General features: G+C 65.3%; 24 protein-coding genes. 13 read left to right on the forward strand and 11 right to left on the reverse strand.

Features of this window, described 5'->3' with window-relative positions:
* Positions 1 to 193 precede the first annotated feature (193 nt).
* The 5 genes from KUF59_RS44450 to petA form a co-directional block, all read right to left on the reverse strand.
* Positions 194 to 424 (reverse strand): type II toxin-antitoxin system RelE/ParE family toxin, encoded by a 231-nt coding sequence (locus tag KUF59_RS44450; protein ID WP_408918125.1) that lies wholly within the window; start codon positions 422 to 424, stop codon positions 194 to 196.
* Positions 412 to 639, reverse strand: a complete 228-nt coding sequence (locus KUF59_RS34030; protein ID WP_258767619.1) for a hypothetical protein — start codon at positions 637 to 639, stop codon at positions 412 to 414. The genes KUF59_RS44450 and KUF59_RS34030 overlap by 13 nt, the downstream gene beginning before the upstream one ends.
* A 43-nt stretch (positions 640 to 682) precedes the next feature.
* Entirely contained in the window at positions 683 to 1,357 is a 675-nt protein-coding gene (locus tag KUF59_RS34035; RefSeq protein ID WP_212458899.1) for a dienelactone hydrolase family protein, read from the reverse strand.
* Between the two features lie 238 nt (positions 1,358 to 1,595).
* Positions 1,596 to 3,659, reverse strand: a complete 2,064-nt coding sequence (gene fbcH, locus KUF59_RS34040; RefSeq protein ID WP_212458900.1) for a cytochrome b/c1 — start codon at positions 3,657 to 3,659, stop codon at positions 1,596 to 1,598.
* A gap of 68 nt (positions 3,660 to 3,727) precedes the next feature.
* Positions 3,728 to 4,258: a ubiquinol-cytochrome c reductase iron-sulfur subunit gene (petA, locus tag KUF59_RS34045; protein ID WP_212407427.1), complete on the reverse strand. Its 531-nt coding sequence runs from the start codon at positions 4,256 to 4,258 to the stop codon at positions 3,728 to 3,730.
* 290 nt (positions 4,259 to 4,548) lie between these two features.
* Between petA and KUF59_RS34050 the strand changes: the two genes are divergently transcribed.
* The 10 genes from KUF59_RS34050 (at position 4,549) to KUF59_RS34095 (ending at position 12,046) form a co-directional block, all read left to right on the forward strand.
* Positions 4,549 to 5,007, forward strand: a complete 459-nt coding sequence (locus tag KUF59_RS34050; protein ID WP_258770064.1) for a tRNA (cytidine(34)-2'-O)-methyltransferase — start codon at positions 4,549 to 4,551, stop codon at positions 5,005 to 5,007.
* A 31-nt stretch (positions 5,008 to 5,038) separates the two neighbouring features.
* Positions 5,039 to 5,671, forward strand: coding sequence for a 7-carboxy-7-deazaguanine synthase (gene queE / locus KUF59_RS34055; RefSeq protein WP_258767620.1), 633 nt, complete (start codon positions 5,039 to 5,041; stop codon positions 5,669 to 5,671).
* Positions 5,672 to 5,688: 17 nt separating this feature from the next.
* Entirely contained in the window at positions 5,689 to 6,054 is a 366-nt protein-coding gene (locus tag KUF59_RS34060; RefSeq protein WP_212458903.1) for a 6-pyruvoyl trahydropterin synthase family protein, read from the forward strand.
* A 4-nt stretch (positions 6,055 to 6,058) separates the two neighbouring features.
* Positions 6,059 to 6,946, forward strand: a complete 888-nt coding sequence (gene hemF, locus KUF59_RS34065; protein WP_212458904.1) for an oxygen-dependent coproporphyrinogen oxidase — start codon at positions 6,059 to 6,061, stop codon at positions 6,944 to 6,946.
* Positions 6,943 to 7,683 (forward strand): HAD family hydrolase, encoded by a 741-nt coding sequence (locus KUF59_RS34070; protein ID WP_408918126.1) that lies wholly within the window; start codon positions 6,943 to 6,945, stop codon positions 7,681 to 7,683. The genes hemF and KUF59_RS34070 overlap by 4 nt, the downstream gene beginning before the upstream one ends.
* 97 nt (positions 7,684 to 7,780) lie before the next feature.
* Entirely contained in the window at positions 7,781 to 8,836 is a 1,056-nt protein-coding gene (locus KUF59_RS34075; RefSeq protein ID WP_258767622.1) for a hypothetical protein, read from the forward strand.
* A gap of 87 nt (positions 8,837 to 8,923) precedes the next feature.
* On the forward strand, positions 8,924 to 9,154 hold the full coding sequence (locus KUF59_RS34080) for a DUF2158 domain-containing protein (protein WP_258767623.1): 231 nt from the start codon (positions 8,924 to 8,926) through the stop codon (positions 9,152 to 9,154).
* A gap of 368 nt (positions 9,155 to 9,522) precedes the next feature.
* Positions 9,523 to 10,785 carry a DUF2157 domain-containing protein gene (locus KUF59_RS34085; RefSeq protein WP_258767624.1) on the forward strand — a complete coding sequence of 421 codons (1,263 nt, stop codon included), beginning with the start codon at positions 9,523 to 9,525 and terminating at the stop codon, positions 10,783 to 10,785.
* Entirely contained in the window at positions 10,782 to 11,381 is a 600-nt protein-coding gene (locus KUF59_RS34090; protein ID WP_258767625.1) for a GDYXXLXY domain-containing protein, read from the forward strand. The genes KUF59_RS34085 and KUF59_RS34090 overlap by 4 nt, the downstream gene beginning before the upstream one ends.
* A 263-nt stretch (positions 11,382 to 11,644) precedes the next feature.
* Positions 11,645 to 12,046 carry a hypothetical protein gene (locus KUF59_RS34095; RefSeq protein ID WP_258767626.1) on the forward strand — a complete coding sequence of 134 codons (402 nt, stop codon included), beginning with the start codon at positions 11,645 to 11,647 and terminating at the stop codon, positions 12,044 to 12,046.
* A 185-nt stretch (positions 12,047 to 12,231) separates the two neighbouring features.
* Here KUF59_RS34095 and KUF59_RS34100 read toward each other — a convergent pair whose 3' ends face one another.
* From KUF59_RS34100 to KUF59_RS34125, 6 genes are all read right to left on the reverse strand, one after another.
* Positions 12,232 to 12,675, reverse strand: coding sequence for a CBS domain-containing protein (locus KUF59_RS34100; protein ID WP_212458910.1), 444 nt, complete (start codon positions 12,673 to 12,675; stop codon positions 12,232 to 12,234).
* Between the two features lie 115 nt (positions 12,676 to 12,790).
* A complete protein-coding gene (locus KUF59_RS34105; protein ID WP_258767627.1) occupies positions 12,791 to 13,558 on the reverse strand; it encodes a sulfite exporter TauE/SafE family protein in 768 nt (255 codons plus the stop codon).
* Complete coding sequence (locus tag KUF59_RS34110) at positions 13,555 to 14,811, reverse strand: CCA tRNA nucleotidyltransferase (RefSeq protein WP_258767628.1); 1,257 nt, start codon at positions 14,809 to 14,811, stop codon at positions 13,555 to 13,557. Before KUF59_RS34110 ends, KUF59_RS34105 begins: the two co-directional genes overlap by 4 nt.
* A 10-nt stretch (positions 14,812 to 14,821) precedes the next feature.
* On the reverse strand, positions 14,822 to 15,085 hold the full coding sequence (locus KUF59_RS34115) for a DUF6111 family protein (RefSeq protein WP_212458913.1): 264 nt from the start codon (positions 15,083 to 15,085) through the stop codon (positions 14,822 to 14,824).
* Entirely contained in the window at positions 15,082 to 15,756 is a 675-nt protein-coding gene (locus KUF59_RS34120) for a CoA pyrophosphatase (protein WP_212458914.1), read from the reverse strand. Before KUF59_RS34120 ends, KUF59_RS34115 begins: the two co-directional genes overlap by 4 nt.
* Positions 15,753 to 16,367, reverse strand: coding sequence for a DUF1285 domain-containing protein (locus KUF59_RS34125; RefSeq protein WP_212458958.1), 615 nt, complete (start codon positions 16,365 to 16,367; stop codon positions 15,753 to 15,755). Before KUF59_RS34125 ends, KUF59_RS34120 begins: the two co-directional genes overlap by 4 nt.
* Before the next feature lie 242 nt (positions 16,368 to 16,609).
* Here KUF59_RS34125 and KUF59_RS34130 point away from each other — a divergent pair, with 242 nt between their 5' ends.
* The 3 genes from KUF59_RS34130 to KUF59_RS34140 are packed head-to-tail and all read left to right on the forward strand — an operon-like array spanning position 16,610 to position 21,356.
* Entirely contained in the window at positions 16,610 to 17,608 is a 999-nt protein-coding gene (locus KUF59_RS34130) for an AAA family ATPase (protein ID WP_212458915.1), read from the forward strand.
* On the forward strand, positions 17,608 to 18,552 hold the full coding sequence (locus tag KUF59_RS34135; protein ID WP_258767629.1) for a DUF58 domain-containing protein: 945 nt from the start codon (positions 17,608 to 17,610) through the stop codon (positions 18,550 to 18,552). The genes KUF59_RS34130 and KUF59_RS34135 overlap by 1 nt, the downstream gene beginning before the upstream one ends.
* Positions 18,549 to 21,356: a DUF4159 domain-containing protein gene (locus tag KUF59_RS34140; RefSeq protein WP_212458917.1), complete on the forward strand. Its 2,808-nt coding sequence runs from the start codon at positions 18,549 to 18,551 to the stop codon at positions 21,354 to 21,356. Before KUF59_RS34135 ends, KUF59_RS34140 begins: the two co-directional genes overlap by 4 nt.
* Positions 21,357 to 21,358 lie beyond the last annotated feature (2 nt).

The raw sequence follows: 21,358 nt of genomic DNA on the forward strand, positions 1-21,358 counted from the left end.
AGCGATGCTCATGGGGGAACTACACACCATGGCGCGGGGGCGGCGTCAAGGGTGCGTAGGCGGCGGCCAACCCTTCCGGTTCAGGCCGCCGTGCGGATAGGTCCGACTTCGCTCCTGCATCGGGCCTCACACAAGCTCGTCCGGGCCTGGCGCATCGCGGCGTCCGTGACGAACATGGATAATCACCAGATCGTCACCGACCAGGAGATGCTAAACCAGATACGGGAATGGCACGATCGGAAACAACGCCGGGAATGTCGGTCGCACGTCCGAGACTTGGATATTGTGTCAGCAATCTAGCAGTCGATCGGATACGCCGCACAACCGCACTTGCCGCCCGCTTGTCGTGCTGCGCGATGTATTCGTGGATTCCGTCAATATCGTTGCGGGCACGCTGAGCGTACCTCAGCCTCACAGGCCACACTTCTTCCAAAGAGCGGCCATTTCCTCGTCGGTTGCGAATTCACCTCGCTCGGCCTGCTGAAATCCCTCCAGCACTCCCGCGCGATGCTCCTCCGGCACAACGAACAGATCGCCGTCGGCGGCGACAATCTGCTCCAGCACTTCGGCGACATAGGCCTGCCGATCCTCAGGCAGCCTCTTCACCTTTTCAAGAACGTCTTCCAAGACCTTGGTCATGGATGGAATATATAGCAGATCCCCGCCGAAATCGATCCACTCCTCACCCCAGATGCTTGCGGAAAAACTCCGTGGCCCGGCCCCAGGCGAGCTCGGCGGCTTCGCGGTCGTGCACGGCCTGGCGCTGCTCGTTGACGAAGGCGTGCTCGGCGTCATAGCGGAACAGCTCGAGCGACTTGCCGGCGGCCTTCATGCCCTTCTCGAAGGCATCGACCACCTGCGGCGTGCACCAGTCGTCCTTGTTGGCAAAATGCGCCTGGAGCGGAATCTTGACGTCGGCGGGTTTTGCCGCCTGCTCCGGCGGGATGCCGTAGAACACGACGCCGGCTGCAAGCTCCGGAATCTTGGTCGCACCGATGATGGTCACGGCGCCGCCGAGGCAGAAGCCGGTCAGGCCGACCTTGGCGCCGTTCTTGGAGAGAAATTGCGCGGCGCCACGTACGGTCTGCGTGGTGGCGTCCATGAAGTCGAGCGAGTTCATCTCGCGATTGGCGGAGTCGGTGTCGTGATACGGCACCACCGTGCCCTTGTAGAGATCGGGCGCCAGCGCATCGAAGCCGGCGAGTGCAAAGCGGTCGCACAGGCCCTTGATCTGGTCCTGCAGTCCCCACCATTCCTGGATCACGACCACGCCCGGGGCGTTGCCGCGCGCGGCATTGGCGAGGTAGCCCGAAGCGTCCTTGCCGTCCGGCCGCTTGAAGGTGATGACGGTTCCCATGCTTTCCTCCGACGATCTTTTTGGGGGGCGGTTGCAGGTATTTTGGCGGGTGCGCGGGCGTGGCGCAATCCACACGTTCGTCATTCCGGGGCGATGCGCAGTATCGAACCCGGAATCTCGAGATTCCACAATTCGCAATCGCGAATTGGGGTTCGCGCTTCGCGCGCCCCGGAATGACGGTGCCATGAAAAAAGCCCCCTTGCGGGGGCCTTTCGTTGTCTCGTCTGACCTGCGCCGTTCAGTGCGCGTCGGCCCAGACCTTCTTCTTGGTGAAGTACATCAGGCCCGCGAAGATGATCAGGAACACGAACACCTGGAAGCCGAGCTGCTTGCGCGCCTCCATGTGCGGCTCTGCGGTCCACATCAGGAAGGTGGTGACGTCCTTGGCGTACTGCGCGACCGTGGCCGGCGAGCCGTCGTCATAGGTCACCTGACCGTCGGAGAGCGGCTTCGGCATCTTGATGGCGTGGCCCGGGAAGTACTTGTTGAAGTACGAGCCTTCCGGGATCGTCACGCCCGCGGGCGCATGGTCCTCGTAGCCTTGCAGCACGGCTGCGACGTAGTCGGGGCCCTGCTCCTGGTACTGCGTGAAGACGTCGAAGATGAACCAGGGGAAACCGCGCTTGTAGCTGCGCGCCTTGGTGATCAGCGACAGGTCCGGCGGCGCCGCACCGCCGTTCGCCGCACGAGCCGCCTGCTCGTTCGGGAATGGCGAGGGGAAGTAATCCGCCGGGCGGCCCGGGCGCTCGAACATGTCGCCCGCATCGTTCGGGCCGTCCTTGATCTTGTACTCGGACGCAAACGCCGCCGCCTGCGCCACCGAGTAGCTGGGCCCGCCGGCCTCAGCCAGATTGCGGAAGGCGATGTAGGAGAGGCCGTGGCAGCTGGAGCAGACTTCCTTGTAGACCTTCAAGCCGCGCTGAAGCGCACCGCGGTCGAACTTGCCGAACGGACCCGAGAACGACCACTTGTTGCCGGGCGGAGTGTCCGAGCCTTCGGACGCGCGCGCGCCATCCACCGAGCCCAGGAACAGCGCGCCGGCAGCCACCAGCGCGACCGCAATGGACGCTACCGCCTTGCGGGACTTGGCCAGCACGGCTTCGGAGATCGAGTTCGGCACCGGCCGCGGCGTCTCGATGCGGGCGAGCAGCGGCAGCACGATCAGGAAGTAGGCGAAGTAGCAGACCGTCAGGATGCGGCCGGCGATGACGTAGATGCCTTCGGGCGGCTGCGCGCCGAGATAGCCGAGCAGGATGCAGACCACGACGAAGATCCAGAAGAACTGCTTGGCGAGCGGACGATACTTCGAGGAGCGGGTCTTGGCGCTGTCGAGCCAGGGCAGGAACACCAGCACGATGATCGCCGAGAACATGCCGATGACGCCCGCGAGCTTGTTCGGGATCGAACGCAGGATCGCGTAGAACGGCAGGTAGTACCATTCGGGCACGATGTGCGGCGGCGTCACGCCGGGGTTGGCCGGGATGTAGTTGTCGGCATCGCCGAGATAGTTCGGCATGTAGAAGATGAACCAGGCGTAGAGCAGCAGGAAGCAGGACACGCCGAAGAAGTCCTTCATGGTCGCATGCGGCGTGAACGGCACCGTGTCCTTTTCCGTCTTGGGTTCGACGCCGTCGGGATTGTTCTGGCCGGCGACGTGCAGCGCCCAGACGTGCAGCACGACGACGCCCGCGATCACGAACGGCAGCAGATAGTGCAGCGAGAAGAAACGGTTCAGGGTCGGATTGCCGACCGAATAGCCGCCCCACAACAGCGTCACGATGCTCTCGCCGACATAGGGAATGGCGGAGAACAGATTGGTGATGACGGTGGCACCCCAGAAGCTCATCTGACCCCAGGGCAGCACGTAGCCCATGAAGCCTGTCGCCATCATCAGCAGATAGATGATGACGCCGAGGATCCACAGCACCTCGCGCGGCTCCTTGTACGACCCGTAGTAAAGGCCGCGGAACATGTGGACGTAGACGGCGAAGAAGAACATCGACGCACCGACCGCGTGCATGTTGCGCAGCAGCCAGCCGTAATTGACGTCGCGCACGATCAGCTCGACCGACTTGAAGGCGAGGTCCGCATACGGCGTGTAGTGCATCGCCAGGATGACGCCGGTCAGGATCTGCACGCCGAGCATGAAGGACAGGATGGCGCCGAAGGTCCACCAGTAGTTCAGGTTACGCGGCGTCGGATAGGCCACGAACGACGAGTGCACGAGACCAAAGATCGGTAGCCGCCGCTCGATCCATTTCAGGGCTGGATTGCTCGGCTGGTAGTCGGAGGGTCCGCTCATGATGCGATCCTGAGGAAATAAAGCGACGCGACGGGTTCAAAGGCCGGGAACGAAAAAGCTCCCGTGCCTCAACCGATCTGGATTTTGGTGTCTGAGACGAACTGGTACGGCGGCACCGGCAGGTTCGCGGGTGCGGGCCCCTGACGGATGCGGCCGGAGGTGTCGTACACCGAGCCGTGGCACGGGCAGAAGAAGCCGTCGTAGCTGCCTTCATGGGCGATCGGGATGCAGCCGAGATGGGTGCAGATGCCGATCACGACCAGCCACTGCTCATGGCCAGCCTTGGTCCGGGCCTCGTCGGATTGCGGATCGGGCAGGCTCGCCACGTTGACGGAACGAGCCGCATCGACCTGCTTCTTGGTCCGATGGCTGATATAGATCGGCTTGCCGCGCCAGAAGACCTTGACGTCCTGGCCTTCGGCGATCGGGGCGAGATCGACCTCGATCGGCGCGCCGGCGGCGATGGTCGAGGCGTCCGGATTCATCTGGGAAATGAACGGCCAGAGCGTCGCTGCGCCCCCAACTGCGGCGGCAGCCCCCGTTGCAACAAAAAGGAAATCACGGCGTGTCGGATGGTCCGCCGAAGACGCTGTCGTCACGATTCCAACCCTTTCATTTGTGCGACCGGTGGAACCGCCCCAGGGGGCGCCCACGAAGGTCCCCAGAACAGGCTGCCGGCGCCCGCGGCCCCCCGCGGCGGCAGAACGATGCTTCTCCGCGCCAATTGGGCGAAAACCGCAGTCCAGAATCGTTCTATTGGCACCCTTGCCCGGCGAGCGCAAGCCCGCTATCGGCGCGGAAGCGTGCAATGCACGAATTCCGCGGCCTGCGATGTTTTATTGAGACATTTTTGGCCGCACCAACGCTTAGCCAACCCTTGGCCGACCCCATGCAGATAGCGCTCTTCCAGCCCGACATCCCTCAAAACACTGGTACGATTCTCAGGCTGTGCGCCTGTCTGGATATGGCCGCCCATATCATCGAGCCTGCGGGTTTTCCGGTCTCGGACCGGCATTTCCGTCGGGCGGGAATGGACTATCTCGACCAGGTCAGCTTGACCCGCCACGATTCCTGGTCGAAGTTCCAGGCCTGGCGCGCGGCGCAGGGCCACCGGCTGTTGCTCTTCACCACCAAGGGCGCGACCAACTACCTTGATTTTCGCTATCAGCCGTCGGACATCCTGCTGCTCGGACGCGAGAGCGCCGGCGTCAGCGACGAAGTGGTCGCGGCCGCGGATGCGCGGCTGGTGATTCCGATCAAGCCGGGGCTGCGGTCGCTCAATGTGGCGATGGCCGCGGCAATGGCCGCGGGCGAGGCGCTGCGGCAGGTCCGGGACCCGCAAATCTAAGGTGAAGGTCTGAGGTTTTGAGGAGAAGGTCGTGAGCTACGCGGTCAAGGAGATCTTCCTGACCCTTCAGGGCGAAGGCGCCCATGCCGGGCGCGCATCGGTGTTCTGCCGCTTTGCGGGCTGCAATCTCTGGAGCGGCCGCGAGGCGGATCGCACTGACGCCGTCTGCCAGTTCTGCGACACCGATTTCGTCGGCACCGACGGCACGCTGGGCGGGCGCTACGCCACCGCCGAAGAGCTCGCCCGCACCATCGCCGCGCAATGGCAAGGGGCGAACGACCAGCGCTACGTGGTGCTGACCGGCGGCGAGCCGCTGTTGCAGGTGGACGGACCCCTCGTCGATGCGCTACATGCGGCTGGCTTCGAGATCGGGGTCGAGACCAACGGCACCATGCTGCCGCCCGACGGGCTCGACTGGATCTGCGTGAGCCCGAAAGCGGGAAGCGAACTCGTCCTGCGGCGCGGGCACGAGCTCAAGCTGGTGTATCCGCAGGCTCAGGCCCTGCCTGAAGCCTTTGAGGACCTCGCCTTCGAGCGTTTCTCGCTGCAGCCGATGGACGGGCCTGATGTGGCCGAGAACACCGCGCGCGCGATCGATTATTGCCTGCGCCATCCGCAATGGCGGCTGAGCGTGCAGACACACAAGACACTCGGAATTCGATAGGACCGGTTGACGACGAGATGTGGGAATTGACGAAATCGTTTCGCTTCGAGGCGGCGCATGCGCTGTCCGGCACGACCTTCGGCGCCGCCAGCGAGGAGATCCACGGCCATTCGTTCCGCGCCGAGGTGACGCTGCGCGGCGCGCCCGATCCCAAAACCGGCATGGTGGTCGATCTCGGCCTCGTGCAGCGCGCGATCGAGGACGTGCGCCTGACGCTCGATCACAAGCTGCTCAACAAGATCGAGTCGCTCGGCATCCCGACGCTTGAAAATCTCTCGCGCTTCGTCTGGGAGCGCCTCCAGCATATCGGCGGGCTCACCCGCGTCTCTATTCACCGCGACAGTTGCAACGAGAGCTGCGCCTACTACGGTCCGCAGAGCTAGCATCATGGATTTGGGCGTGATCGAAGATCGCAAGGCGCGCGCGCGAAGCTGGTTCGAGCGCCTGCGCGACGACATCTGCGCGAGTTTTGAACGGCTCGAGGACGATGCTCCACCTGCGCTTTATCCGGGACAAGCCGGCCGCTTCGAGCGCACGCCCTGGAATCGCACCGATCATAGCGGCGCGCCCGGCGGCGGCGGCGTGATGTCGATGATGTATGGCCGGCTGTTCGAGAAGGTCGGCGTGCACTGCTCGACCGTGCATGGCGAGTTCGCGCCGGAGTTTCGCGCGCAGATCCCGGGCGCGTCGGAGGATCCGCGCTTCTGGGCCTCCGGCATCTCGCTGATTGCGCATATGCGCAATCCCAACGTGCCAGCGGTACACATGAACACGCGCTTCGTGGTCACGACCAAGGCCTGGTTCGGCGGCGGTGCCGATCTCACGCCCGTGCTCGACCGCCGTCGCACGCAGGAGGACACGGACACCGTCGCCTTCCATGCCGCGATGAAGCAGGCCTGCACTGGTCCGAACGGCGTCGCCGACTACGACAAGTACAAGAATTGGTGCGACGAATATTTTTACCTGCCGCACCGAAAGGAAGCGCGCGGCATCGGCGGTATCTTCTACGACTGGCATGACAGCGGCGACTGGGAGGCTGACCTCGCCTTTACCCAGGACGTCGGCCGCGCCTTCCTGAAGATCTATCCCGAGCTCGTCCGGCGCAACTTTGCGACATCGTGGACCGCGGAGGAGCGCGAGGAGCAGTTGATCCGCCGCGGACGCTATGTCGAGTTCAACCTGCTCTACGACCGCGGCACCATTTTCGGGCTCAAGACCGGCGGCAACGTGGATTCGATCCTGTCGTCGCTGCCGCCGGAGGTGAAGTGGCCATGACGATGCTGCCGCCATTGCCGCGCGCCATGCTGATCGACATGGACGACACCATCCTGTCGGCCTATGGCCGCCCCGAGATCGCCTGGAACACGATCGCAAACGAGTTCGCGGCCGAGCTTGCGCCGCTGCCGCCGCGCGAGGTCGCAACCGCGGTGCTCGCCTTCGCGCGAAATTTTTGGGCCAATGCGGACGCCTCATGGCGACTGCGGCTCGGCGAAGCGCGGCATCTGACGGTCAAGGGCGGCTTTGCCGCGCTGGCCGCGGCCGGCCACCGCGCCCTGTCAGACGATCTCGCGGTCCGCATTGCCGATCGCTTCACCGCCTACCGCGAAGAGGAGATGTTCGTCTTCCCCGGCGCGCATGATGCGATCGACAAGTTGAAGGCGCTCGGCGTCAGGCTCGCGCTGGTGACCAACGGCGCCGCCGACATGCAGCGCGCCAAGGTCGAGCGTTTCGAGCTGACCCACCGCTTCGACCATATCCAGATCGAGGGCGAGCACGGTTTCGGCAAGCCCGAGGAGCGCGCCTATCTGCACGCCATGGAGGCGCTCGGCGTCAGCGCGAAAGACACCTGGATGATCGGCGACAATCTGGAATGGGAAGTCGTGACGCCGCAGCGCCTCGGCATCTACGCCATCTGGATCGACGTGCATGGCGAGGGCCTGCCCGAGGGCTCGACCATCAGGCCCGATCGCATCATCCGCTCGCTGAGCGAGCTCGTGCCCGCTGCGTCGTAACGCCTCTCCCCCTCAGCCACGCCCAGTGAAATTTCTCACAGATCGCAATCAAGGATTGCGGTAGGCTGGTGCCGGGCGAGGGACGTGTGAGGCAGCGATGCAGCAGGACCTCCAGACGGCACCGCGCGCGACACCGCCTGAAGAGACGCCGGGCGTGTGGCGGAGGATTCAGTCCTGGGACAGCCGCTTGTCTGTCACCAAGGGGCTGACCATCGTCACCCTGCTCACCGGCTTCTTCGGCGGATATTTCCAGTACCTCAACTCCTACGAGGAAAAGGTCGGCGAACAGGCCAAGGCCGACATGGCCACCGCGACCAAAACCTTCATCGAGATCTCCAACGCCTTTGCCGAAGTGCAGATGCAGCAGGAGATCATGCTCGGCGATTTCGCCGGCGCACTGAACGATCGTCTCGATGCCGGCATCAGAAAGATGGACACCAAGGCCGCGAACGATCTGTTCCCGAACTACATCAAGGCGCGCACTGCGCTGCGCCAGAACAGCGCCGTGTTCGCGCGCGAGGCCGAGATCTATGTCGATTGGCCGAGCGACCTCACCCGTGATCCCGCAGCCCCGCGCGCGCTGAACCAGGACCCGCTCACCGAGGCGCTGCTCGACGCGTATGAGTTCGACTGCGACGCAAAAGCCAACCTGCCGAGCTTCGAAGGCACATTTTTTGACGGACAGAAGCACGGCCCAGCGAATGAACCGCTGTGCACGCCCGCACCGGGCGAGAAGAAGACTTACGTGGACCTATGTGCCCGCACGGGCGGCAATGGCGCGATCGATCCCGGCAAGGACGTCATCAACATCAACTGGTGGAGCGCCAAGCACCACGTGCTGACGCTGCACTACTGCTTCGAGACCATGCATGCGAAGCTCAGGACGGCACGGATCTGGGCTTCACAGAACGAGGTCAGCGAAGAGGCCAGGCAAGACTTCCTGAGGCAGAAGGATCATTTGCGAAGGAGCCTCGAGCATCAGGGCGATCGCCTCAACGCCTTCATGACGCTGACCATGTCGCAACTGGAACGCATCCGCGTCCGCTACCGTCCCTCCGGCTTCTTCTGTCACGTCCCTCTGGTGCGCGATGCGATCGGGGTTTTCAGCAACCAATGCCTGCCGATCCGCACGGCGGTCAACGAACGCGGGTAGAGACAATCCACAGGCGCCCGTCGTGATCGGACTGTCATGACGGCTTGCTAGCCTCTCGCCTCGTCGATCAAGACAGGAGGACCAGCCATGGAATTGAAAGCCGGTGACGTCGTCATGCTGAAGTCAGGCGGACAGCCGCTGACCGTCGTTGATGTCAAAGAGGACGACGTGCTCTGCCTCTGGATGGGGATGGAAGGCCAGCTCTACCGCGAGACGCTGCCGCTCGCCGTCCTCGAGCATCCCGACGAGGAAGAGGACGACGAGGACGAAGACGAAGACGAGGATGAGGACGAAGAGGACGACGAAGACAAGGACTAGGCCCTCCACGTCGGATCGCGGCCCGGGTGCACCGCCGCCCGGGCCGCAATGCTTCGGATATCGGATCGAGACGGGTCCCCGCCTCGGCCGTCAGACTAAACGCCGAAAACAACCCCATGCACAGTAGACAGTGGCGGGCCTCGCGGCAGCCTACGAATTTTCCGAAATTCGCTTGACGCGTCGGGCAAATCAGGGGTATATTGTCATCATTGCGATACCTGCGCTCGGTGAGCCTTAACGAGGCCACGGCATCGCCGGCCCGGCTGCGATTTTCTTTGAATGGCGCTCGGCCGCTCTTGAACCCATCGGGGTTCCCGCGCAACCGATAGGATATTGATTCTGCGCTAGCGGGAGCCGGCGAACCGACGATGCTTGATCGAGCCTACCGGCAGCGCCTTGAAGCCGACCTTTCGCAGTGGCAAGCCAACGGCGTGATCACGCCGGCGACCGTGGCGGCCATCCGCGGCGTGCTTCCTCCGACAGGTGCCGGCCTCAACATTCCCGTTGCCATGGGCATTGTCGGGGGCCTGCTGATCGCCGCGGCTTTTTTGGCCTTCGTCGCCGCGCACTGGGTGGAAATCGCGCGGCTGTCGCGGATGGGAATCCTCGTTGCCGGCATCGTTGCGTCCAACGGGCTCGGCGCATGGTTCGCCCACACCAGGCGGCCGATCCTCGCCGACCTCTGCGCCAGCGTCGGCGCGATCATCTTCGGGGCCGGTATTGCGCTCGTCGGCCAGATGTATCACCTCGGCGACGATTTTGCCGGCGGCATGCTGCTGTGGGCAACAGGTGCACTCTGCGCGGCGGCGCTGACCAGCTCCCGCGGCGCGCTTGCGGTGGCGCTTGCCGCGGCGAGCATCTGGACCTGGCTGCGCATCGCCGAGATCCAGGACGGCCCGCACCTTCCGTTCGTCGCGTTCTGGCTCGCGGCAGGCGCCCTTGCCCTGCTTTGGAATTCACGCCTCGCCGCGCATCTCGTCGCGCTGGCGACGCTGCCATGGTGGATTGCCACCGCGACCCAGTCGATCCTGTTCGACCTCGTGCCGTTCTTCATCCTTGCCAACGGCGCAGCCTTGCTGCTGGGCGGCGGGCTGGCGCTGACGGCAACACCTTGGCAGAGGGCGCGTGATGCCGGCGGCGTCCTCTCGAACTACGGCGCGTTCCTGCTGGCCGGCGTCGCCGCCATGGAGGTGCTTGTCGCCAACGAAATGCTCCGGCCTGGCTCGAGCCACCAGCCGGCATGGGCCATCGCCTGCGGCGTCGCCGGGACGATCGCAGCCTTCACAGTCGGGGTGCTCCGGCGGCAGGCCGGCGCAGCCTTTGCCGGCGGCGCGATGGCGCTGATGCTGGTTGCGGCCGTCGTGTGGCCGTTGCGCACCTTGGGCGAACCGTGGCCCGCCTATGCCGTCGTGCTCGGCGCCATGCTCTGCCTCGTCGTGTCAGGCATGCTCGACGGCAGCCGTGCGCGGACGGTCGCCGGCTGGCTCGGCATCGCCGGCGTGATTGCCGGCATCACCTGGGCCGTCAAGGGCTCGCTGCTGCGTCGCTCCGCCTTTCTCGCCGCGGCAGGTATCGTCGCGATCGCGATGGCGGCGGCGCTCAATCGCCTGCTGCCGAGGACCGAGACATGACCGCGATCGCCAGCTCCTTGCAGCGCATCCCCAAGGCCGCCCTGTTCGCAGCCGTCGCGGTGATTCAGTTCGCGCTCTTGGCCGTCATGATCATCGACCGGATGCAGATTTTGCGCGATGGCGCCGAGGTCGCGTTGCAGACCCGTCCCGTCGATCCCCGCGATATCTTCCGCGGCGACTATGTCCGCCTCGGCTATGACATCTCGGAAGTGCCCGCCGGCGCGCTGCAAGGTCAGCCCGCCGGGACCCGCACTCCGACCGTGTTCGTCAAATTGACGCCCGACAGCAACGGTCTCTACCAGGCGGTCTCGGTGCATGCAGAAGCCGTTCCGGTGACGAGCCCGGACATCTTGATCCGTGGCCGCATCGCCCTGGGCGCAAATTGCGGCCCGAACGCACCCCGCTTCTGCGCAAAACTGCGGATCAACTACAATCTGGAGCGCTATTTCGTCCCCGAGGGTGAGGGGCTGAAGCTCGAGCAGGCGCGCAACGAGCGCAAGCTGACCATTGTGGCCGCCGTCACACCATCCGGGCGCGCGGCGATCAAGCGGCTGTTGGTCGACGGCACGCCGGTTTATGACGAGCCGTGGTTCTAGGGCGCGTGGATGCGCGGCGCTCGTCGACCGCCCACGTCCTTCGAGCAACGCCACCGTTCGCCGAACAACTTTAGGCCGTCTACCTATAAACCCGGCGGCGTCATGTAACTGGTGACTACGTCCGCTTCGCCCCTATAGCGACCAAGTTCGTGCGGCAGCGCATTATGTCGCGATGGGCCACAAAGGCGACATCGCGCGCCAGATCAGCTACGATAGCGGCCACCTAATGATGAAGCTCTAGAATAGGTGATTGGTGCGCTGCCATGCGTTACGACCTCGATCTTGTTAACCAGCTATGCCGAGAGATCGGCCTGGTAGTGCGACTAGATAACGATCATCGTATCGAGGTCGATCTTGGCCGTGACGCAGTTCTGTGCGTTGAGAACGCCGAACGCGAGGAAAACTGCCTGATCGGTTTTCTTGGCATGCCCTGGCATACGCACGATAATCTTATGTTCGCCGATGCTCGCGGTAACTACATCGAACTCGACTACCTCGATCTACTCACTGGCTTGAAGGAGGGGCGAATCCTCGTTTGCGAGCGGGAGGCGAAGGGGCGGACGGTCGACATCTGGCTGGTCCACAGCGAGTACAACGACGAGCTCAAGTATCTTGAAGAAGGCGAGCGGATCATCGTGCGTCGCGCAACGGTCCAACTGGCATAATTGGACGGAACCGACTTTTTGTGTCGGCTCTGGGTCAAAAGCGCCGATCCCCTCAGGAAGAACGAAGAGCGCTTGGATTGGTTTCGCCGCAACTTGACATAGGACGCCACGCGATCTTCACAGCGCGTCCGCTTTGCGCCACAAGCAGACATACGCGAGGGGGCGACGGCACCGCGGTTCGTCTGTCAGCCCCCGGGGCCATCCTTCATGATGTAACCCATCAGGTCGTCCACGTTGTGCTCCAGATCCCGGATGATGTTCTTGACGACGTCTCCGATCGAGATCACGCCCACGACCTTGCCTGCGTCCAGCACTGGCAGATGGCGAAAACGGCGCTTGGCCATCATTGCCATGCAGCCGTCCAGCGGATCGTCCGGCTTGATGGTCACCGGGTTGACCGTCATCACCTGGCTCACCGGCGTCTGCTTCGCATCGAGTCCGGGCAGCAGCACTTTGATGGCGCAGTCACCCTGGGTCACGATACCGACCAGTACGTCGTCGTCGATGACCAGCACCGCCCGGACCCGGTCGTCGCGCATCCGGCGCAAGGCTTCGACGACCATGTCGGTGGAACGAACATGGATCAGGGCGCCACCCTTCTGGGCCAGAGCGCTTTTTACTGTGCTCATCGATCTCCTCTCGTGGATCCTGTCCTGCCCCGCTTGATGGTCCGCAAAGGATAGTCGAAATATCTTGCCTCGTCAGCACCGCGCCGATGTCGCCGGCGAAGCTTACGCCCGAATCTCAGAGCATCTGCTTCACCGCAGCCGAGATCATCACCATCCCGCCGGTGATGACGGCGGCGTCGAGGATCGCGGTGTGGATGTGTACGGGCATCCGCTCGACGAAGGCTTTTGCGAGGAAGGCGCCGGGGATCGCAATGCCGCCGATCAGCAGCGCGAAGGCGAGCACCTGCGCGGTCACGGCACCGGCAAGGCCGAAGGCGGAAATCTTGATCAGGCCGGTGCCGAGCGAGATCATCGCGTCGGTCGCAATCACCGCCGCGCCTTCGAGGCCGGACGCCATTAACAGCGAGAGCAGGATCACGCCGGAGCCGGAGGTGCCGCCGACCAGCACGCCGTAGCCGACGGAGCCTGCGGCAAGCCCGGTGTCGCCGATCTTCACCGAGCGGCGGCGCAGTACGCGGCGAAGCGGCACGCTCAAGATCAGCATCGAGCCGATCACGAGGGCGGCGCCCGCATTGGTGAGCCGCGTATAGCCGTAGGCGCCGAGCGCCGTCGTCAGCGCTGCGCAAGCCAGTACGATCAGCGCGCGGCGGCGGTCGGCATATTTGAGATAGGCGACGGCACGGCTGGAATTGGTGAAGATCGCCGAGATCGCGATGATCGGCACCACAGGCTCGGCGCCGACCAGCGGCACCAGCACCAGCGGCATCAGGGCGCCGGTGCCGTAGCCGGCGAGTCCGCCGATAACAGAAGCAAACAACGCCATCAACGCGACCAGCAGAAGCTGAAGCAGCGAGATATCGGCGAAGCCTGAGACGATGGTCAATTTCTCTGATCGCGGCTGACGCGTGCCGCAGCTTGATCGGCGATGGTCGCGAGCGCCGCCTGCTCTAGTGGAAAATCCGCCGCGAGCCAAGCGTCCTCGGCCAATGTCAAGACATGTCCGAGGAGCGGTCCTTCAGTCACACCGCGCGCAATGAAGTCGGCGGCCTTCAGCGGGAATTTCGGCGCACTCCAGCGCTGCGGCAGCTCGGCGAGTTCGCGCCAGCGCGACGAATTCGGATCGCCGCCGAGCCGCGCCCAGGCCAGCAACACGCGATCGTGATAGCGCTCGGGGCCGAGCCGGTAGACCAGCCGCCGCGCGCTGGCTTCGTCCTTGCTGGCGAAGCGCCACCAGCGGTGGCCCATCGAATCCAGCGCCTTGGCTTCCGCATTGCTGAGTCGCAGCCGCGTCGCGACGCGCTTGGCGTCCTCGGTGACTGCGACGCTCAAGACCGCTAGGCGCCGCGTTGCATCGGCGTCCACGCCGAGCTCGCGCTCGATCGCGACCATAGTCGCCAGCGGCCCGGTATAGGCGACGCCCCCGATCAGCGCTTGCAACAATCCGCCATCGGCCATCGCCAATGCCGCAGCAGAGGCGCCATGTGCGACCAATAGCTTCAGCATCTCCATGCGCACCCGCTCGGCCGACAGGCTCGCAAGGCCCGCGCGGCCGCGGATGCAGGCGAGATAGCCCTCGCGATCCGGCTCGCCGGCACCGAACGCGGCGTGGATGCGGAAGAAGCGCAGGATGCGCAAGTAATCCTCGGCGATACGCTGGTCGGGATCGCCGATGAAACGCACGCGGCGCGCGGCGACGTCCGCGAGCCCGCCGACATAGTCATGCACAATACCCTTTGCGTCGACCGAGAGCCCGTTCATGGTGAAGTCGCGCCGCTCGGCATCGCGCACCCAGTCGCGGCCGAACACGACCCTGGCCTTGCGGCCGAAGGTCTCGGTGTCCTCGCGCAGGGTCGTCACCTCGTAGGGGTGACCATCGATCACGAGCGTGACGGTGCCGTGGTCGAGGCCGGTCGGCACACTCTTGATGCCGGCACTTTTGGCGCGCCGCATCACCTCGTCGGGCAATGCGGTGGTCGCGATGTCGATGTCGCCATGCGGCAGCTTCAACAGCGCGTTGCGCACGGCGCCGCCGACCACGCGGGCTTCCTCGCCGTCGGCGTTGAGGAGTTTCAGGACGCGCGTCGTCCCGCCTGAGGTCAGCCAGGGCGCGTCGGCAAGCAGGTTCTCCGTGCTCATGCCGCAGCCCTTATTTCTCGGCGCCCGGCACGAGCCTGCCGTTCTCGATATGGGCGGGAACGTAGGTCGAATCCGGCGGCGCACCGGTGAAGTGCGCGAGCCCGATCAGGCTCGCGATGACCAGCACCAGCGCCACCAGCGCGAGCCGCGCGAGGGTGGTGACCGTCCAGGACGATTGCACGAACAGCCCCGATCGGGTCGCGACCAGAAACAGCGCATAGACCGCGAAGGGAATGAGGAAGATTCCGATCTCGGTCAGGGCCGGCCGGATCATGACAAATAGATCCGCTCATAGAGCACACGCAATATGCCGGCGGTCGCACCCCAGATGTACCGCTCGGCAAACGGCATCGCGTAATAGGAGCGCTCCATGCCGCGGAATTCCTTGCTGTGCACCTGGTGGTTCGCCGGGTTCATCAGGAAGGATAGCGGCACCTCGAAGGCATCATCAACCTCGGAATGATTGATGGTCAGCTCGAATCCCGGCTTGACCTTGGCGACCGTCGGCAGGATGCGGAAGCCGAAGCCGGTGCCGTAGAGATCGAGATAGCCGATCGGCTCGACGAATTGGCGCGACAGGCCGACCTCCTCCTCGGCCTCGCGCAGCGCGGCATCGACGGGTGCGGCGTCGATCGCGTCGATCTTGCCGCCGGGAAAGGCGATCTGGCCGGCATGGTCGTTGAGATGGGCGGCGCGCTGCGTCAGCAGCACGGTCGGCTCGGGCCGGTCGATCACGGGGATCAGCACCGCTGCGGGCCGAACCGGCTGCTCGCGCGCGATGATCTCCAGCATCTTGTCGGTGCCGGGATCGCCGGACAGCGGAACGATATTGGGATCGTAGAGGCCGGGCGGAACGTCGAAGCGAAGCCGCGCCTTCGAGCGGTCGAAAAACTCCGTCGCGCCGACTGGCGTGGCGGGTCCGGTCTTCAAGATCGGCTTGCTCAAAGTGCGGCCCTCACCTGCTCCGCATCGGCCATGGCGAAGAATTCGCCGGCCGACTCGACGCCGAACATCGGCTGGCCATCGACCATTCGCTCCTCGCCCATGTCAACAAGGTCATAATACAGCGCGCGTGTCACCTTGGCCCAGAGATCGGCGCGCACGTGCAGATAGGGCGTCAGTCCGCCGCCTTCGGCCTGCTCGAAGCGGAGCCGATGCGCGCTGTCGCACCTCACCCAATCGTCGACATTGGTGCGAAAGCTCAGCACGCGCCGGTTGCCCTCGCCGTCCTTCTGCATCTCAACCGCCATAAACGGCGCGTCATCGACGCGGATACCGACCTTCTCCACCGGCGTGACGAGGTAATGCTTGTCCCCTTCGCGCTTCAAAATGGTCGAGAACAGGCGGACCAGCGCCGGCCGGCCGATTGGCGTGCCCATGTAGAACCATGTACCATCGCCGGCGATTCGGATGTCGAGATCGCCGCAAAACGGCGGATTCCACAGATGCACCGGAGGCAGGCCTTTTTTGGCGCCGGTGGCATCTTCGACAGCTTGATTGGCGGCCGCAGTCAGCCCCTCAAGTCCCTGTCTGGTGCTCTGCCCTTGGTTCGCCATGGTTTGCCCTGACTTTGTCATTTGGCACGATTGGTGCAGGTCTACGTTGTCGGTTGGTGCGCGGTTCCACCCCGGAATCATCCGGTGTGCAAGGTCGCCACTTCGTGATGCCGTACATAGCCCGAAGCCGATAAGGTGGGGATAGCTTAATTCAACGAATACATGGCCTTCCTGCAAGTTTAGCATGGTGTCCATGACGTGACGACGCAACAGGCCGCGCGACGCGCCGAAGGAGCTGACGGATGGCGGAAAGTGTCGAGAAACTCGAGGACGTGATCGTCCGATCGGCCGAGCAGGTGTCGGGCCAGATTCGCGCCGCGAAAGACGCGATCGCGACCGTCATCTTCGGCCAGGACCGCGTGATCGAGAACACGCTGGTAACGATCCTCTCCGGCGGCCATGCGCTGCTGATCGGCGTGCCCGGCCTCGCCAAGACCAAGCTCGTCGAGACGCTCGGCGTCACGCTCGGTCTCGACGCCAAGCGCATCCAGTTCACGCCCGACCTGATGCCGTCGGACATTCTCGGCGCCGAAGTGCTCGACGAGAGCACCGCCGGCAAGCGCTCGTTCCGCTTCATCTCCGGTCCGGTGTTCGCGCAGCTCCTGATGGCTGACGAGATCAACCGCGCCAGCCCGCGTACGCAATCGGCGCTGCTGCAGGCGATGCAGGAGCAGCACATCACGGTCGCCGGCGCCCGCCACGATCTGCCAAAGCCGTTCCACGTGCTCGCGACGCAAAACCCGCTGGAGCAGGAAGGCACCTATCCGCTGCCCGAAGCGCAGCTCGATCGCTTCCTGATGGAGATCGACGTCGATTATCCCGACCGCGACGCCGAACGCCGCATCCTGTTCGAGACCACCGGCGCCGACGAGACGCTGGCGAAGGGATCGATGACCGCGGACGCGCTGATCTCGGCGCAGCGCCTGGTCCGGCGCCTGCCGGTCGGCGATTCCGTCGTTGAAGCCATTCTGTCGCTGGTGCGCTCGGCGCGTCCCGGCCCCGACGCCGGTGAGACCGGCAAGCTGATCGCCTGGGGCCCCGGCCCGCGCGCCAGCCAGTCGCTGATGCTGGCGGTGCGCGCCCGCGCGCTGCTCGACGGACGGCTCGCGCCGTCGATCGATGACGTGCTCGACCTCGCCGAGCCCGTGCTGAAGCACCGCATGGCACTGACCTTCTCTGCCCGCGCCGAAGGGCGCACGATCCCGGACGTGATCCGGCAATTGAAGACACGGATCGGTTGATGGCCGCAGACAACGGGCCGATTGCCAGGGAGACCGTAGCGATCCGACGTGCCGATGGCGAAAGCCGTACGCTCGCCGCATCGTTGCCGCGCCTTGTGCTTGAAGCCCGCCGTATCGCCGCCAACGTCATCCACGGCCTGCACGGCCGCCGTCGCGCCGGCTCCGGCGAAAGCTTTTGGCAATACCGCCGCTTCGTCTCCGGCGAGCCGTCGCAAAATGTCGACTGGCGGCGCTCGGCGCGTGACGATCATCTCTATGTCCGCGAGCAGGAATGGGAGGCCGCCCACACGGTGTGGATCTGGCCGGACCGCTCGCCCTCGATGGCCTTCGCATCAAGGCAGGCGCGCGAGTCCAAGCTCGAGCACTCGCTGATCGTCGCCTTCGCACTGGCCGAGCTGCTCGTCGCCGGCGGCGAACGCGTCGGCATTCCCGGCCTGATGCCGCCGACCGCGAGCCGCAGCGTCATCGACAAGATGGCGCAGGCGATGCTGCATGACGACGCCGCGCGGTTGAGCCTGCCGCCCTCCTTCGTGCCGTCGTCACTCGCCGAGATCGTCGTGCTCGGCGACTTCTGGTCGCCGATTGCGGAGATCAGGACGATGCTCGCAGGGCTCTCCGCCTCCGGCGCGCATGGCACGCTGGTGCAGATCGTCGATCCTGCGGAGGAGACGTTCCCCTATTCCGGGCGCATCGAATTCGTCGAGCCCGAGGGCTTTGGCGTGATCACCGCCGGCCGTGCCGAAAGCTGGGCCGCGGACTACACCACGCGCCTCGCGCTGCACCGCGACCAGATCCGCGACGAGACCAACAGACTGGACTGGCTGTTCACGACCCATTCGACCGATCGCTCCGCCGCCGAGTTGTTGCTGTTCCTGCACGCCGGCATGACTGCGAGCAAGCTCGGGGTTCGCAGCTCGACCATCAAAGCGGGGCCTGCCGCATGATGGGCCTGCCACTCGCTTTCACCGAACCGCTGCTCCTGATCGGGCTCGTCAGCCTGCCGGCGCTGTGGTGGCTGCTCCGCGTGATGCCGCCGCGACCGCGCCGCATCGAGTTTCCGCCGACCCGTCTGCTGTTCGACATCGCGCCCAAGGAAGAAACGCCCTCGCGGACACCATGGTGGCTGACGGCGCTGCGCCTGCTCGCCGCGGCGCTGGTGATCTTCGCGGCCGCGGGCCCGATCTGGAATCCGCAGACCGGCATCGCCGGCAGCAAGGCGCCGCTGCTGATCATGTTCGACGACGGCTGGAGCGCCGCCGCCAACTGGGACACCAGGATCAAGGCGGCCGACGAGCTGATCGCCAACGCCGACAATGATCGCCGCGCGATCGCGCTGGTGCCGCTGTCGGAGCCGAACCGCGACATCACGCTGATGCCGGCGGGCGCCGCGCGCGTTGCGTTGCGGCAGATCACGCCAAAGGCCTATTCGGTCGATCGCGTTGAAACTCTCACCACGATCGACCGTTTCCTGAAGGCAACCGGCGATTGCGAGATCGCCTGGCTGTCTGACGGTGTCGATACCGGCCGCGGCGATGAATTCGTGCAGGGTCTGGGCAAGACGATCGGAGACCGCAGCTTGACCGTGTTCGAAGGCGGCACGTCGTCCCCGCTCGCTTTGGTCGCAGCCGAGAACGCCGCCGCGCGGATGACGGTGAAGGTGCTGCGCACCGGCAGCGGCATCACCGCCGGCACCGTGCGCGCGCTGGACCAGAAAAGTTCGCCGATCGGCGAAGCGCGTTACGCCTTCGGCCCGCAGGACAAGGACACCGAGGCGGCCTTCGACCTTCCGGTCGAGCTGCGCAACGACATCACCCGGCTCGAGATCGCAGGCGAACGTTCCGCCGGCGCCGTGCAACTGCTGGACAAGCGCTGGCGGCGCCGCGCGATCGGCATCGTCTCCGGCGCGACCAGCGAGACCGCGCAGCCGCTGCTTGCCCCGACCTTCTACCTCACCCGCGCGCTGGCGCCGTTCGCCGACGTCCGGCTCGCGGACAAGGGCTCCCCGCAGCAGGGCATCACGCAATTCCTCGACCAGAAGCTGCCGATGATCATCCTCGCCGATGTCGGCACCGTCGCGCCGGAAGTTCGCGACCGGCTCAATGCCTGGGTCGACCAGGGCGGCGTGCTGGTGCGCTTTGCCGGTCCCCGGCTTGCGCAGGCCGAAGACGATCTCGTGCCGGTCAAGCTGCGCAAGGGCGGCCGCACGCTCGGCGGCAGCCTGACCTGGGAGAAGCCGCAGCATCTGGCAAACTTCACGGCCGACGGTCCGTTCGCCGGCGTTCCCGTGCCGAAGGATGTCACCGTGAGCCGGCAGGTGCTGGCCGAGCCCAACGCAGCGCTGGCGGCCAAGAGCTGGGCATCGCTGGAGGACGGCACGCCGCTCGTAACCGGCGAGCATCGCGGCAAGGGGCTGGTAAGCCTGTTTCACGTCAGCGCCGATATGCGCTGGTCGGACCTGCCGATGTCCGGCACCTTCGTCGAAATGCTGAGGCGGATTGTCGATATGTCCGGTTACACCTCCAAGCCGGGCGCGGGCGTCGCCGGCGAGGCCAGCGCCGAGACGGTCGCGCCGCTGCACATCCTCGACGGCTTTGGCGCCTTCGGTCCGCCGCCGGCGACCGCCAAGCCCGTGAGCGCCGACTATCGCGACCGCGCCACGCCCGATCACCCGCCCGGCTTCTACGGCCCGGCTGAGGGACCGCTGGCGGTGAATGCGCTCGCTGCTGCCGACCGCATCGCGCCGCTCAACACCGCGAGCCTGCGCGCGCGGCACGCGACCTATACCAATGCCGAGCCGCGCGACCTGCGCGGCTGGCTGCTGTCGACCTCGCTCATCCTGTTCCTGATCGACGCGATCATCGTCGCGCTGCTCGGCGGTGGGCTCGCGGCGCTGATCCGCCGCCGTGCCGCGCCCGCGGTGCTCGCGATCGGGCTTGCGCTCGCCGCAACCTTCTCGCCGTCGCCCTCGCGCGCCGACGCCGCTTCCGACGATTTTGCGATGAAGGCCGTGTCGCAGACCCGCCTCGCCTATGTCGTGACCGGCAATGCCGACGTCGATTCGATCGTGAAAGCCGGCATGGCCGGCCTCACGCTGTTCTTGGCGCAGCGCACCGCGCTCGAGGCCGGCGATCCCGTCGGCGTCGATCCCGCGCGCGACGAGCTCGCCTTCTTCCCGCTGATCTACTGGCCGATCGTGCCGGGCGCGCCGAAACCGCCGCAGGACGCCATCAACAAGATCGACGCCTACATGAAGCAGGGCGGCACCGTGATCTTCGACACCCGCGACGCGATCGAGGCGCCGCCCGGCGAGAATGGCGCATCGCAGACGCCGGCCATGCAGACGCTGCGCGAGATCCTGTCCTCGCTCGACGTGCCGGAACTGGAGCCGGTGCCGCGCGAGCACGTGCTGACCAAGACGTTCTACCTGCTGCGCGACTTCCCCGGCCGCTTCAGCTCCGGCCAGACCTGGGTCGAGACCCTGCCGCGCGAGGATGACGACGAGAGCGCGCAGCGCCCGGCGCGCGGCGGCGACGGCGTGTCACCGATCATCATCACCTCCAACGACCTCGCCGGCGCCTGGGCGATCCGTCCCGACGGCCAGCCGATGCTGCCGCTCACGCCGGGCGAGCCGCGCCAGCGCGAGTTCGCGTTCCGTGCCGGCGTCAACATCGTGATGTACACGCTGACCGGCAATTACAAGGCGGACCAGGTGCACGCACCGGCGCTGATCGAGCGGTTGGGGCAATAGGA

Source organism: Bradyrhizobium arachidis (genome assembly GCF_024758505.1).
GTDB classification, from domain to species: domain Bacteria; phylum Pseudomonadota; class Alphaproteobacteria; order Rhizobiales; family Xanthobacteraceae; genus Bradyrhizobium; species Bradyrhizobium manausense_C.